The organism is Achromobacter piechaudii NBRC 102461, assembly GCF_001571245.1.
Lineage (GTDB): Bacteria > Pseudomonadota > Gammaproteobacteria > Burkholderiales > Burkholderiaceae_B > Achromobacter > Achromobacter piechaudii.
In genome coordinates, this window is record NZ_BCTK01000006.1 from 478892 (window position 1) to 491209 (window position 12318).

12 protein-coding genes are annotated in these 12318 nt (G+C 66.3%); 6 read left to right on the plus strand and 6 right to left on the minus strand.

The features are described 5' to 3' along the window. Positions 1 to 2: 2 nt before the first annotated feature. Positions 3 to 1397, minus strand: coding sequence for a phosphomannomutase/phosphoglucomutase (locus tag API01S_RS14270; protein WP_050729539.1), 1395 nt, complete (start codon positions 1395 to 1397; stop codon positions 3 to 5). 320 nt (positions 1398 to 1717) lie between these two features. On the opposite strand from API01S_RS14270, the gene API01S_RS14275 reads away from it, so the two are divergent. From API01S_RS14275 to API01S_RS14295, 5 genes are all read left to right on the plus strand, one after another. Further along, complete coding sequence (locus API01S_RS14275; protein WP_061304945.1) at positions 1718 to 2347, plus strand: BPTD_3102 family carboxylase-like protein; 630 nt, start codon at positions 1718 to 1720, stop codon at positions 2345 to 2347. Positions 2348 to 2444: 97 nt separating this feature from the next. Continuing rightward, a complete protein-coding gene (locus API01S_RS14280) occupies positions 2445 to 3860 on the plus strand; it encodes an FAD-binding oxidoreductase (protein WP_061304947.1) in 1416 nt (471 codons plus the stop codon). Positions 3861 to 3909: 49 nt separating this feature from the next. After that, complete coding sequence (locus tag API01S_RS14285) at positions 3910 to 4623, plus strand: response regulator transcription factor (protein WP_006221694.1); 714 nt, start codon at positions 3910 to 3912, stop codon at positions 4621 to 4623. Then, a complete protein-coding gene (locus API01S_RS14290; protein WP_006221693.1) occupies positions 4620 to 5969 on the plus strand; it encodes a sensor histidine kinase in 1350 nt (449 codons plus the stop codon). Before API01S_RS14285 ends, API01S_RS14290 begins: the two co-directional genes overlap by 4 nt. Before the next feature lie 64 nt (positions 5970 to 6033). Further along, complete coding sequence (locus tag API01S_RS14295) at positions 6034 to 6825, plus strand: phosphatase PAP2 family protein (protein WP_061304949.1); 792 nt, start codon at positions 6034 to 6036, stop codon at positions 6823 to 6825. Here the strand turns inward: API01S_RS14295 and API01S_RS14300 are convergent. From API01S_RS14300 to API01S_RS14320, 5 genes are all read right to left on the minus strand, one after another. After that, positions 6777 to 8060 carry a TRAP transporter large permease gene (locus API01S_RS14300; RefSeq protein ID WP_006221691.1) on the minus strand — a complete coding sequence of 428 codons (1284 nt, stop codon included), beginning with the start codon at positions 8058 to 8060 and terminating at the stop codon, positions 6777 to 6779. The genes API01S_RS14295 and API01S_RS14300 overlap by 49 nt on opposite strands. After that, the gene (locus tag API01S_RS14305) at positions 8051 to 8614 is read right to left on the minus strand and encodes a TRAP transporter small permease (protein WP_084802428.1); all 564 of its coding nucleotides are present in this window, start codon (positions 8612 to 8614) and stop codon (positions 8051 to 8053) included. The genes API01S_RS14300 and API01S_RS14305 overlap by 10 nt, the downstream gene beginning before the upstream one ends. 7 nt (positions 8615 to 8621) lie before the next feature. After that, positions 8622 to 9599, minus strand: coding sequence for a TRAP transporter substrate-binding protein (locus API01S_RS14310; RefSeq protein WP_061304951.1), 978 nt, complete (start codon positions 9597 to 9599; stop codon positions 8622 to 8624). A gap of 111 nt (positions 9600 to 9710) precedes the next feature. After that, positions 9711 to 10589, minus strand: a complete 879-nt coding sequence (locus tag API01S_RS14315) for an SMP-30/gluconolactonase/LRE family protein (protein WP_061304953.1) — start codon at positions 10587 to 10589, stop codon at positions 9711 to 9713. 8 nt (positions 10590 to 10597) lie between these two features. Further along, positions 10598 to 11437, minus strand: coding sequence for an NAD-dependent epimerase/dehydratase family protein (locus tag API01S_RS14320; RefSeq protein ID WP_061304954.1), 840 nt, complete (start codon positions 11435 to 11437; stop codon positions 10598 to 10600). 127 nt (positions 11438 to 11564) lie between these two features. On the opposite strand from API01S_RS14320, the gene API01S_RS14325 reads away from it, so the two are divergent. Next, positions 11565 to 12293, plus strand: a complete 729-nt coding sequence (locus API01S_RS14325; protein WP_061304955.1) for a FadR/GntR family transcriptional regulator — start codon at positions 11565 to 11567, stop codon at positions 12291 to 12293. The last annotated feature ends 25 nt before the right edge of the window (positions 12294 to 12318 follow it).

Here is a 12318-nt window from a genome sequence, read left to right on the forward strand (position 1 = left end):
GATCAGAACGGCAATGTGGCTTCTGGCGCGAGCTTGCCCAGTTCGCGGCGGAAATCGGCCTGGATGCGCTGGAGCGCCTCGGGGTTTTCCGCTTCAAAGCGCAGCACGACGACGGGCGTGGTGTTGGACGGGCGGGCCAGGCCAAAGCCATCGGCATATTCCGCGCGCACGCCGTCGATGGTGATGACGCGGCGGGCGTCGGGGAACTGGCCCTGGTCCTGCAAGGCCTTGACCAGCGTGAACGGCTGGCCTTCTTCCATTTCCAGCTTCAGCTCGGGCGTGGAGACGTCCTGCGGCAGTGCTTCCAGCGGGGCGCAGGCGTCGGCATGGCGCGACACGATTTCCAAGAGGCGCGCGCCGGTGTAGAGGCCATCGTCAAAGCCGTACCAACGTTCCTTGAAGAAGATGTGGCCGCTCATTTCGCCGGCCAGCGGCGCGCCGGTTTCGGCAAGCTTGGCCTTGACCAGCGAATGCCCCGTCTTCCACATCAGCGGAACGCCGCCGGCCGCTTCCACGGACAGCCCCACGTGCCGGCTGCACTTGACGTCATAGATGATGGTGGCGCCGGGGTTGCGGTCCAGCACATCGCGGGCGAACAACACCAGTTGGCGGTCCGGCCAGATGATCTGGCCCGATTTGGTCACCACGCCCAGGCGGTCGCCGTCGCCGTCAAACGCCAGGCCCAGCTCGCAGTCGGTTTCGGCCACGCATTTGATGAGGTCTTGCAGGTTCTTGGGTTCGGCCGGGTCCGGATGGTGGTTGGGGAAGGTGCCGTCCACTTCGCAGAACAGTTCAGTGACTTCGCAGCCCAGCGCGCGGAACAGTTGCGGTGCGACCGCGCCGGCCACGCCGTTGCCGCAGTCGATCGCGATCTTCATGGGGCGCGCCAGCTTCACGCCGGACGCCACGCGCGCGATGTACGACGCAACCAGATCCAGCTGGCGGCGCGTGCCGGCGCGTTCGGCCGGGGCGGGGCTGGCGCCATTCATGGCGGCGCCCAGCGCCTGCACGTCTTCGCCAAACAGGGCGCGGCCGCCCATCATCATCTTGAAGCCGTTGTACTTGGGCGGGTTGTGGCTGCCGGTAATGGCGACGCCCGACCCGGTCTGCATGATGTTCGCGGCGAAGTACACCAGCGGCGTAGGCACCATGCCGACATCCAGCGTATCGACCCCGCCTTCCAGCATGCCTTCCTGCAAGGCGTCGGACAGCATCTCGCTGCTCAGGCGGCCATCGCGGCCCACCACCAGGGTCTGCACGCCTTCTTCGCGGGCGCGGGCGGCAAGCGCCACGCCCAGTGCGCGCGCGAACGTCGCGTCGATCAGATCCGGCACGGTGCCGCGAATGTCATACGCCTTGAATACGGAAGCGGGAAATTTCGTGCTGTTGTTGCCCACGACGATTCCTTGAAAAGGGTTGCAGCGCTGGTCTCGATTGGGCCTAGTGGTAAACCCGCATATCAAAACCCGCCAGAGTTAATCTTCAAACCTGAATTATCCCCCATCGGCGCATGGTCCTCATCCGACGGGAGCAGTAGGGCGTCTTAACGGTGGCGCCCGCCCCGGATTGGTGCATCGCCCCTGCGGATACGCGTTGATCCGGTGCGTCGGCAGCGGGGCGCGAGGGGCCTGCCGCAGGCGTCGCTCCATGGCACACAAATTGCTCGTCATCCGAAGGTGATACGCTTGCGCTGCAAGCAGAAAGACCGGGAGAGGCCATGGGAGCCAAAGTTTCTACTGTGATGTCATCGGGGGGCGCCAGCAGCCGGCGCGGTCCCCCCACGGACTATGCCGGGCCCGCCGCGGGGCGTGAACGCCGGCTTGATATCCATGTATTCGTATCCGAGACGGGTGAAATGGTCGCCGGCCGCGCGTGGGAACGCTGCGTCTGGCGCGAGGCCCGCGTGCTGATCGCCGAATGTCCGGCGCCGCAGTTGCCGTCCTCCATCGAAACCGCATTGCGCCGGATTGCCGCCGACGTCGCCCGCGATCGCGGCTGGCACGGTACGGGCGCGGTGGCGTTTTCGCTGGATGACCGCAGCGGCGTGTTCCGCGTCATCGGCGCCGAGGCGCAAGCGCATTCAGGCGCCATGGTCGCCAGCCCCGACGCCATGGGGGCGCACGCGCTGGAACTGCGCATCGACGGTTGCGTCGACCGCCGCCTGCCATGCACGCGCCTGCTGGTCTGCGGCGAAACGCGTGGCGAGGCGCTGCGCCGCGCTTATCGCGCCTTGTCCGAAATGCCGGGCCCCGCAGGCACCGACCGCGCTTTCCTCATGAACCGCATCGCCTCGCGCGCCTATTGTTCGGGCCTGACCGGCACGCGGCTGGACCAGGCCGTCGGCTAGCGCGGCGCTTTCAGCCCGCGCGAATGAGCCCCTACAATAGCCCGCACATCCCTAGACCCGTGCCTGGGCGCGCCCAGGCCATTCTTGTGCGGCGCCTATGACTTTGTTGAGCGATCTACAGTCCCTGTTGGGTTTTTCCCATGTGCTCACCGGCGAGGACGCCGCGTCCTATGTGCTGGATTGGCGCCGCCGTTATCGCGGCTCGGCCCTGGCGGTGATTCGCCCCGGCTCCACCCAGGAAGTCGCAGACGCCGTGAAGCTGTGCCTGCACCATGGCGTGCCATTGGTGCCGCAAGGGGGCAACACGGGCCTGTGCGGTGGGGCCACGCCGGATGACAGCGGCCGCGCGGTCGTGCTGTCCACCGCGCGCCTGACCGCGGTGCGCAACCTGGATACCGACAACGACACAATCACCGTCGAAGCGGGCTGCATTCTGCAAGCCGTGCAGGATGCCGCTGCCGGCGCCAACCGCTTGTTCCCCCTGAGCCTGGCCGCCGAAGGCAGTTGCACCATCGGCGGCAACCTGGCCACCAACGCGGGCGGCACGCAGGTGCTGCGCTACGGCAATACGCGCGACCTGACGCTGGGCCTGGAAGTGGTCACGGCCGAAGGCGAGATCTGGGACGGCTTGCGCGGCCTGCGCAAGGACAACACCGGCTACGACCTGCGCGACCTCTACATCGGCAGCGAAGGCACGCTGGGCATCATCACCGCCGCCACGCTCAAGCTGTTTCCCCGCCCGGTCGCCAGCTGCACCGCCTTGCTGACCCTGGACTCTATCGATCAGGCCGTTGAAGTGCTGTCGCGCGCACGCGCCGGCTTCGGTGCGGCGTTAACGGGGTTCGAGCTCATGAGCAACGCGTGCCTGCAAGGCGTCGTGCGCCTCTTTCCGCAGCAGCGCCTGCCCTTTGAAGGCGACTCTGCCAATTCGCCGTGGTTCGCGCTGCTGGAACTGTCCGACAGCGAAAGCGAGGCGCATGCACGCGAACGTTTCGAGGCCGTGCTGGGCGAGGCCATCGACGCCGGCCTGATCCAGGACGCCGCCATCGCCGCCAACGTGGCGCAGAGCAAGGCGCTGTGGCACCTGCGCGAAAGCATCCCGCTGGCCGAAGCCGAGCTGGGCAAGTCCGTCAAGCACGACGTGTCCATCCCCATCTCGTCCATCGCCGGCTTCGTACACAAGACCAATGCCTTGCTGCAAGCGCGGTTTCCGGGAGTGCGCCACGTCATCTTCGGGCATCTGGGCGATGGCAACCTGCATTACAACGTGGCGAATGCGCCGGGCCAGACCGAAGCCGAACTGCTGGCGTTGCAAAGCGAGATCTACGGCGTGGTGCATGACAGCGTACACGCGCACCAGGGTTCGATCAGCGCCGAGCACGGCGTGGGGCAGCTCAAGCGCGATGAACTGCCGCGCTACAAGAGCCCGGTCGAACTGGCGCTGATGCGTCGCATCAAGCGCGCGCTGGACCCGCAAGGGCTGATGAATCCAGGCAAGGTCCTGCAAGCGTAGCGCGCCCGCGCGCCGCCACTTGCGATTCACTGAACAGGGAGCCTCAACAATGGTAGTCAGCCCCGCGGCGGGAGCAAATCATCGGGTGCTGATCGTTGAAGACGATCACATCATCGCCGGCAACCTGTATTCCTTTCTTGAGGCGCGCGGGTTCCTGCCCGACGTCGCCTACACCGGCCATGCCGCGCTGGAACGCGTGAAGGCGCAACGCTTCGACGCGCTGATCCTGGATATTGGCCTGCCGGGCATGGACGGCAATGCAGTGCTGCATACGTTGCGCAACGACATGCGTGTCGATGTGCCGGTATTGATGCTGACCGCGCGCGATAGCCTGGAAGACAAGCTGGCCGGGTTTTCGCATGGGGCCGACGACTATCTCACCAAGCCGTTTGCGCTGCTGGAAGTCGAAGCGCGCCTGCTGGCGTTGATCCAGCGCTCCCGGGGCGCAACGGTCGAGGCGGTGCGCGAGTTCGGCCCGCTGAAATACGATACGCGCAGCCGTAGCGTGGTGGTCAACGGCCAGCCCGTGCATCTGACACGCAAGGCCAGCCTCATCATGGAGGCCTTGATGCGCGACCCGGGCCGCGTGGTGGCGCGCGAAGAACTGGAATCGCTGCTTTGGGGCAACGAGCCCCCCTCGTCCGACGCGTTGCGCAGCCAGGTTCACCTGCTGCGCCGCGCGCTGGCCGATGCCGGCTTCGATGGCATCGAAACGCTGCACGGCACCGGCTGGCGCCTGACGCTGAACGGAACCGCCCCATGACTCGCGCGGCGGGTGGCACCCTGACGCAGCGGGTGGTATGGGCCTTGACCGGCACCGTGGCGCTGTTCGTGACGGCCTTGGCGCTGCTGGCCTACCTGACCTTTGACCAGATGGAAGACGACCTGGTCAACGACATCCTGAATACGGAAATGGATCGTCTCGTGCAGCACGCGCGCAACAGCGATGAATTTCTGCCGCGCGACGGCGTGCGCGAACTGGGCGGGTCGATGCGGGCCTGGCTGAGTGTGGATGGGCAGCGCCCCGCCGGTATTCCCGACGAAGTCATGGAATTGGACAACGGCCTGCACCTGATCGGACCGGGCGCCTCCACCTGGCACGTGATGGTGGCCGACACGGGTCGGGGCAAGGTCTATCTGCTGTACGACGCCACCGACAACGAAGAGCGCGTCAATGATTTCGGCCTGATCGTGCTGGCCGTGGGCGCGATCTGCGTACTGGGCGCGTATGCGCTGTCGCGACGCGTGGCGGCGGTGGCGGTGGGGCCCTTGCTGGACCTGACCGACCGGCTGGCCACCTGGGCGCCGGGCGCGCCCGACATGGCAGTGGTCCGCGACGACGAGGCCGGCCGCCTGATCGAAGCCTTCAACCGCGTGCAGAACCAGGTCGACCGGTCGCTTGCGCGCGAGCGCGAATTCGCCGGCAACCTCAGTCACGAAGTTCGCACGCCGCTGGCCGCCATCCGCTCGGACAGCGAGTTGATGCTGCTGACCCAGGCGATGACGGCCGATCAGCGCGAGCGCCTGCTGCGCATCGTGGACAACGTGGACGATGTCATCGTGTGCCTGGAAAGCGCCCGCGCCATGGCGCGCGACCAACTGCTGCCGCCCACACCGGTGGACATCGCCGAATGCATGCAGGACGCCTGGCGCGGCTACGAAGCGCAGGCCGAATTGGCCGAACTGCATTTCGATAACCAGATTGCTCCCGGCCACGTGCTGATGCTGGACCGCTACGCCTTGTTGACCGTGCTGCGCAACCTGGTCCGCAACGCCGTCGAGCACGCCGCGCCCGCCACGCTGACCGCGAGCTTCCGTGCGCCCGACCTGCTGGAACTGCGCGACGACGGCAGGGGTATTTCGCCCGATGACCTGCCTTTCCTGTTCCGCCGCTATTACAGCGGCCGCATGCGTGACTCGGCCGCCGCCGGCCAGCATGAGGCGGCGCGCGGCCTGGGGCTGGCGATCGCCAAGCGCGTCTGCGACATGCAGGGCTGGCTGCTGACCGTCGAATCTTCGCGTGAACCGGCCTCCCGGGGTACGCGCTTCCTGCTGCGGTTCGAACCCTACGGCGCCGATGTTGCGCCGAAAACACACACGGAAATTTGACGAATATTCGATCTTCGGCGCGCTAATCTCAGCGCTTCGCCGACCCGTCCCTGTTCCCCTCACCATGCCGTCCCCACCGCTGTATTCGGCGCGTGCGCCCACGCTTGCCTGGTATTTGTGCAGCCATCTTTTCGGCGTGACCCTGGCGTTGGCGGCCACCGCCTGGTGGGTCAACGCATCGGGCCTGGACTTGCGCATCGCGCACGCGCTGTTCAGTCCGGCGCTGGACGACTTTCCCCTGCGTTCCAACCGCCTGCTTGAAATGCTGGGCCATCGCCTGGTGCTGGTGCTGCCTATCGGCGTGGCGCTGGCTGCCGTCGGGGTGGTGGTGGCCAGCTTTCGTGTGCCGGCCTGGCGGCGCTGGCGGGGCGCGGCCCTGGCGCTGGCGGCGACCTGCCTGGTCGGCCAGTTGCTGGTGAACCAGCTCAAGCACTACACGACATTGCCGCGTCCCTATGACCTGGAATCGCTTGGGGGCTATACGCCCTATCCGTCGCACTGGTGGACGTGGGTGCGCGCGCGGTCCGGGGGCGCGTTGCCCAGCGGACATGCGGGCGCGGGCTATTCGATGCTGACCCTTTACTTCGTCGGCTGGGCGCTGGGATCGCCGGCATGGCGCTGGCGCGGGCTGGCCATCGGCGTGTCGGCGGGGGTGCTGTTTTCGGGGGTGCGCATCCTGCAAGGCGCGCACTTCCTGAGCCAGACGCTGTGGTCGGCCACCTTGCTGTGGTTTCTTGCGGCGCTGTTCTTCATGCCGGTCATCGTGCGGGGGACCGGTATGCGCGGCCCCTCCCCACGCGCGCGTCATCAATTCAGCAGCACGCCCGGCAACCATAGCGAAAACGCCGGCACGTAAGTCACCAGCGCCAGCGCCGCCAGCAGCGCGCCGTAGAAAGGCCAGATCGTGCGCATGACCGTCCCGACCGATACCCCGCCGATGGCGCATCCCACGAACTGGGTCGTGCCCACCGGGGGCGTATTCAAGCCTAGCGCGCAATTGAGCAGCATGACGATGCCGAACTGAACGGGTCCCATGCCGTACTGCATGCAGATCGGCAGGAAGATCGGCGTGCAGATGAGGATGGTCGCGGCCATGTCCAGGAACGTGCCCAGCACGAACAGGATGATGTTGACCATCAGGAAGATGGCCCAGGGGCTGGTCGATACCGAGGCCATCAGCTCGCCGGTCTTTTCCGCTACGCCGTAGAAGCTGATCAGATAGCCGAAGGTGGCGGATATGCCGATCAGCAGCAGCACCACGCCCGTGGTCTTGACCGCCTTGCTGGCCGCGCGCACGAACTGGTCCCACGTCAGGGATCGGTATATGAAGACAGTCAATGCCAGTGCATACAGCACCGCGACCGCCGCCGATTCCGTCGCGGTGAAGACGCCGCTGAGGATGCCGGTAATGATCAGCACCACGACGAACAGCCCCGGCGTTGCTGCCGCGAGCGAACGGCCGACGATGCGCCAGCCCGGGAACGTGCCCGCCGGATAACCCCGGCTGCGGGCCACGAAGTACGCCGCGGCCAGGTTGCACAACGTCAGGATCAGCGCGGGCACGACGCCAGCCGCGATCAAGGCCGCAATGGACACCTTGCCGCCCGCGGCCAGCGTGTAGATGATGATGTTGTGGCTGGTCGGCATCAGCGCGCCCACCAAGGCCGCGTGCGTGGTGACGTTCACCGCGTAGTCCGCGTGATAGCCCTCGCGCTTCATCATCGGGATCATCACGGACCCCATTGCCGACACGTCCGCCACGGGCGAGCCCGACACGCCGCCAAACAGCGTGCAGGCCACCACATTGGACATGCCCAGTCCGCCGCGCACATGCCCCACCAACGATTTGGCGAAGGCGACGATGCGGTCGGCGATGCCGCCGTAGAGCATCAATTCACCCGTGAAGATGAAGAAGGGAATGGCCAGGAACGAGAACGCGTTCATGCCCGAGGTCATCTGCTGGAACGCCACCGCCAGCGGCAGGTCCTCGACCATGATCGCGGTGAGGGATGACAGGCCGATGGCGAACGCCACCGGCACGCCAATCACCAGAAAGCCCATGAACGTGAACGAAAGCAGTGTCAGCGCCATGCCGGTACCACCTTATGGTTGCGCAGGATGGCGATGATGTGCTCAAGGGAAAAGAGCGCGATCAAGGTGCCCGACAGAGTTGCGGGGATGTATTTCCAGGCATTGGAGATGCCCAGGTTGGGGATCTTGTAGGCGGATACCGATTCGGCCAGCACGCCGCAGTTCCACGCCATCAGCACGCCGAAGAGCAGCACCAGCAGATGGATGAAAATGCGCAGCCGCCGTTGGCCATTTGCGGGCAGGGCGTCCAGCAGCGACTCGAAGCCGATATGTCCCGCGTCGCGCACACCGACCGCCGCGCCCAGCATGGTGACGTACAGCACCAGCAGCAGGGCCAGGCTTTCGGCCCAGGTGGGTGTGCTGTTCAGGACGTGGCGGCCGAAGATCTGCAAGCTGACCGCGATGATCAGGCAGATCAGCCCGATCACGCTGGTCCACATGCAGGCTCGCGCCAGCCAGGCGCAGCCGCGCGTGTACGCGTCCAGCGGGCCGGCCAGGGCTTGCGCCCGGCCGTCCGCCGCTACACGGGTTTCATTCGTGGGTGTGGCCAACATGTCGCCCTCACTGAACAGCCTGGATCTTCGAGACCAGGTCTTTCATGTCGGGCGTGGTGACGAATCGGTCATACACCGGCTTCATCGCACCCTGGAAAGACGCCTTGTCCACGTCCACGATCTGCGAGCCGGACTTCTCGACCACGGCGCGCGACTTCTGCTCGCGCTCGTCCCACAGCTTGCGCATGAACGGCACCGACTCGCGCGCCGCCTCGCGCAGGATCTTCTGGTCTTCGGGCGCGAGCTTGTCCCATTGGCGCTTGGAAAAGATGAGGATCTCCGGCGTCATGGTGTGTTCGGTCATCGAGTAATACTTGGCGACCTCGTAGTGATGCGCGCTTTCATAACTGGGAAAGTTGTTTTCGGCCGCGTCCACCAGGCCCGTCTTCAGCGACGTATAGACTTCGCCCATCGGCATCGGCGTGGCGTTGCCGCCCATCGCTTCGACCATGGCGACGGAAAGGTCCGACTGCTGCACGCGGATCTTCATGCCCTTGGCGTCGGCCAGCGTCTTGACGGGCTTGTTGCGCGTGTACATCGAGCGCGAACCGCTGTCATACCAGGCCAGGCCGACAAAGCCCGCGGCCTCGCAAGAGCGCAGGATCTGCTCGCCGATTTCGCTGTCCAGGACCTTGTGCAGATGCTCTTTCGACCGGAACAGGAATGGCAGCGACGGCACCCGCGTGGTCTGGCAGATGTTGTGCATGGCGGCGCTGGACACGCGCGCCATGGCCAGCGCGCCCAGTTTCACCTGTTCGATCGAATCGTCCTCATTGCCCAACGCGCCGCCCGCGTAGACCTTGACGGTGATGCGGCCGTTCGTGCGTTGTTTGACCAGTTCGCCGAACTGGCGCACGGCCAGCACGGTGGGGTAGTCGTCGGGGTGAATGTCGGCGGAACGCAGCTCGGCGGCGTGCGATAGGGGAACGAGCGTCAGCAAGGCAGCCGCCGCCAGGATGGCGCGGGTCAGGATGGGGCGCAGCATGTCTACCTCCGGTTGGAGTACGGCGTTTCGTTATGGGCCGGGATGGCCTCGAAGCTCTTCGTGTACAGACCTACTTTGCGTGGGGCGCGGCGCGGCCGCCCCGGTCGGGTGCTAACCGGTGCTTGCGGTTTCCTCCAGGCCCCGCGCGCCGGGGCGCAGGGCGAACACCGCGCCGTCCAGGGATCCGGGGACGGCATCGGCGGGGCGTATCGAGGTGATGAAAAGCGTGTCCATGCCCGCGCCGCCAAAGGCGCACATGGCGACCTTGCGGGCGGGCACGCTGAACGTCAGGTCCAGCCGCCCATCGGGCGTGTAGCGATAGATGCGGCCGGCGTCGTTGCCGCAGATCCAATAGCCGCCGTCGGCGTCCACGGCGGCGCCATCGGGCCGGCCGGCGGGCAGCGCGGCGATGAAGGGGCGGCGGTTGCGCGGCGTGCCGCTGTCGACGTCGTAGTCGAAAGCCCAGACCATGGCACGGGACGGATGGGAATCGGACAGGTACATCGTCTTGCCGTCCGGGCTGAAGGCCAGTCCGTTGGGCACGATCAGGTCGTCCAGCAGTACCGCAAGGCCGTCGGCGTCCAGCCGATACAGGCGGCCGGCCGGCTGCGCGCGGCCCATGTCCATCACCATCGTGCCCGCCAGGAAGCGGCCTTGCCGGTCGCAGCGGCCATCGTTGAAGCGCATGTTCGGGGCCGCGTGCGTGACGCCGGCCAGGCGTTGGGGCAGGCAGGGTTCGCCGGGCCGCAGGGTGTCACAGCGGTACACGCCGTCTTCCATCGCCAGCAGCCAGCCCGCGCCGCGCGGGGCGATGCAGCCCGCCATCTGCGGCAGCGCCCATTCGGCGAATTCGCCGGTGGCGGGCGACCAGCGCCAGAGCGTTCGATTGGGGATGTCGGTCCAGGTGTAGGCCTGTTCGCTGGCGCGCCAGACCGGGCTTTCTCCGACGCTGCACAACAGGTCCCCCACGCGTTCGGCGCTTGCGGGCATGGTGGCGCCTATTTGGCCGGAAAGGGAAACGGGCCAGCCTTGACGAACGCGCCGCCCTGGTAGCGGGCGGCGGGGTCGTCGGCGGCAAGCGGCGGCTGCGCTTCGACCTGCGCGCGGAATCGCTCGGAAGAATCCTTGGGAACGAACCCCAACACGCGGGCCGCGTCGTCGCGCCACCAGCTATCGCGATTGGCCGATGCGCCATAGACGATCAGATGCCCCACGTCGGGCGTGAACAGCGCGCGCGTGACCAGCTCGGTCAGGTCGTCGTAACTGAGCCAGGTGATCAGCATGCGACGGTCGCGGGGTTCGGGAAACGAGGACCCGATGCGCAGGCACACGGTCTCGATGCCGTAGCGGTCGAAATAAAAGCGCGACAGTTGTTCGCCGTAGGCTTTGGACAGGCCGTAATAGCCGTCGGGGCGGGGCGGAACGTCGGCGTCCAGTTGCTGGCCCTGTTCGTAAAAGCCGATGACGTGATTCGAACTGGCGAACACCACGCGCCGCACGCCATGCACGCGAGCGGCCTCGTACAGGTTGTAGACCCCCTGGACGTTGGCGGGCAGGATCTCTTCGAACGGACGCTCGACCGACACGCCGCCCAGATGCACGATGGCGTCCACGCCTTGCACCAGCGTGGACACGGCAGCCGCATCGGCCAGATCGCAGGGCATGGCCTCTTCGCCTGGCTCGGCCGGCCCCAGGGGCGCTACGTCGGAGACGCGCAGCCGCTCGGCATGGAGTTTGAGTCGGGGACGGAGCACTTGTCCCAGGCCGCCGGCGGCGCCGGTCAGAAGCAGGCGCTGGCAGCGGATGGTCGCTGACGGCGGGTTGACGGTTCGGCTCATGTCGCAACGCTCGGTGAAAGGTGCGGAGTGGGAACGTATCTGGTACGTTGTCGTACAACTTGCGCAAAGTATAATTAGCCGCAAATTTCAGCGTCAAGCCTTTGCACTCATTTTCGGATTAACCCTGATGAACGCTCCTGTCGATACCCCCGTCTTGCCGCAGCGTCGTCCCCGGAATCTGGCTCAAGGCTTGGTCGAGAGCATCTCCGAACGCATCCGCAGCGGCGAGATCCGCCCTGGCGACAAGCTTCCCACCGAGTCCGAAATCATGCGCCAGTTCGGCGTCAGCCGAACCGTCGTGCGCGAGGCGCTGTCGCGTCTTCAGGCATCGGGGCTGGTCGAGACGCATCATGGGGTGGGCACCTACGCGCTGGAGCCCAGCGGCAGCGTCGACTTCCGCGTGGACCCGGCCGACATTGCTACGGTGCGTGACGTGCTGGTGCTGCTTGAGCTGCGCATCTGCCTGGAAAGCGAGGCTGCGGGCCTGGCCGCGATCCGGCGCAGCGACGTGCAGTTGCAGGAAATGCGGCGCGCGCTGGACCTGTTCAAAAGCGCGTTGGATAGTGGCGGCGACACGATCACGCCCGATTTCCAGTTTCATCTGTTGGTGGCGCAGTCCACCGACAACCGCTACTTCGCCGACCTGATGTCGCATCTGGGGTCGGCGATCATTCCGCGCACGCGCATCAATTCCGCCAAGTTCGCGCATGAAGATCGCGCCGCCTATCTGGCGCGTGTGAACCTCGAACACGAAGACATCTACAGCGCGATCATGCGCCAGGACGCGGAGGCCGCGCGCGCCGCCATGCGCACGCACCTGAGCAATAGTCGCGAGCGCCTGCGCCGCGCCCAGTAAGCCTTGCGTGCGCCGCGCATTCGGG